Annotated in this window: 1 protein-coding gene and 1 pseudogene; one reads left to right on the forward strand and one right to left on the reverse strand. The window is 42.9% G+C overall.

The window, feature by feature from the left end:
• A partial coding sequence (thrC, locus tag AOQ29_RS06920) for a threonine synthase (RefSeq protein WP_061993751.1) occupies positions 1–1,217 on the reverse strand: 1,217 nt, incomplete at its 3' end.
• Between the two features lie 130 nt (positions 1,218–1,347).
• On the opposite strand from thrC, the pseudogene AOQ29_RS07775 reads away from it, so the two are divergent.
• A pseudogene (locus AOQ29_RS07775) lies at positions 1,348–1,540 on the forward strand (homoserine dehydrogenase); the annotation flags it as partial.

Genomic DNA, 1,540 nt, shown 5'->3' on the forward strand with positions numbered 1-1,540 from the left:
TCTTTGTATTGGTGAACAGCTACAGCCGTATGTGGGTCAAGTAAGTAACCCGTTTCACTAAACTTTTCAGCAATGGTCTCTTCAACCTGCTTTTGTGTTGTCCATCCTGCTGAGAACTTCGCTAAACCAGCTTTGGTCTTGTCATCAAGCTCGTAGCGACCTTGGTCCTTCAAGGCCTGCATATCGGCTGCAATTCGTTCTGCATCTTGACCGCCGGCAAAATAAAGAAGGCGTTCCAAGTTTGATGAAACCAGGATATCCATTGCAGGAGCGTTAGTAACCTTAAATTCACGGTTACGGTCATATACCCCAGTTTGGAACAACTCTGTCAAAACGTGGTTTTCATTTGATGCAACTGTGAAATGGTCAACTGGTAAGCCAATTTGGCTGGCATAATAAGCGGCCAACATGTTGCCAAAGTTTCCAGTTGGAACGAGAACGTCAATTGCTTCACCGGCCTTAATTTGACCGGATTTAACTAATTGACCATACCCGTAAAAGTAGTAAACGATTTGTGGCACGAGGCGACCAATATTAATTGAATTTGCAGAAGAAATTTGAATATTTTTTTCTGCCAAGAAAGTGGCGAATTGTTCGTCACCAAGTAATGCCTTAACGGCTTGCTGGGCATCGTCAAAGTTTCCTTCGAGGCCATAAACGTAAGTGTTTTTACCTGGTTCAGAGACCATTTGCTGGCGTTGGATATCTGAAACCCCAACTTGTGGGTACAAAACAGCAATTTTAGTACCGGCAACATCTGCAAAACCAGCCATCGCTGCTGTTCCAGTATCACCGGAAGTAGCGGTTAAAATAGCAATTTCTTTTTCCAAACCAACTTTTTTAGCAGCCGTCGTTACCAAGTAAGGCAATGCTTGGAGGGCAATATCTTTAAAGGCTAGTGTTGGACCGTGAAAGAGTTCCAAATAGTGCAGGTTCCCTTCATCAGCAACTGGCACTATTTTTTCGGTATCCCACTGTGAACCATAAGCACTTTCGACCACTGTTTGAATCTCATCGGCAGTAAAGTCTGGTAAAAAGCCAGCAAAGACTTTTTTAGCGAGGGTCTGATAAGAATAGGTACCCAACTCTGCTAAATTCAAGTCCAATGTTGGCCATTGATTTGGAACGTACAACCCACCATCAGGGGCTAGGCCTTGCAGAATGGCATCAGCAGCCGAAACAGCCGGAGCCTTTCCTCTGGTCGAAACATAATTCATTACTCGCTCCTCTAATCTCATTTTATTTTAATGACAGTATAACAAAAACATTCCCTTTTATGCAGGAAAATGTTAAAGTTAATAGAAAATTATCACTCGTTGATAGTAAAAAACGATAGAAGAGGACATTATGGAAGTGAAGATTGGCCTTTTTGGCTTAGGAACCGTAGGAATGGGCTTGTTAACCTTATTAGAGGAACAAGGCACCAAGATCAAAGCAACAACTGGTTTAGATTTAACCGTTAAAACCGCTATGGTCACCTCGTTAACCAAAAACCGTCCTGGCCTTGACCCCATGATTACCTTAACAACTGATCCTGCCG

The organism is Fructobacillus ficulneus, assembly GCF_001047075.2.
GTDB lineage: Bacteria > Bacillota > Bacilli > Lactobacillales > Lactobacillaceae > Fructobacillus > Fructobacillus ficulneus.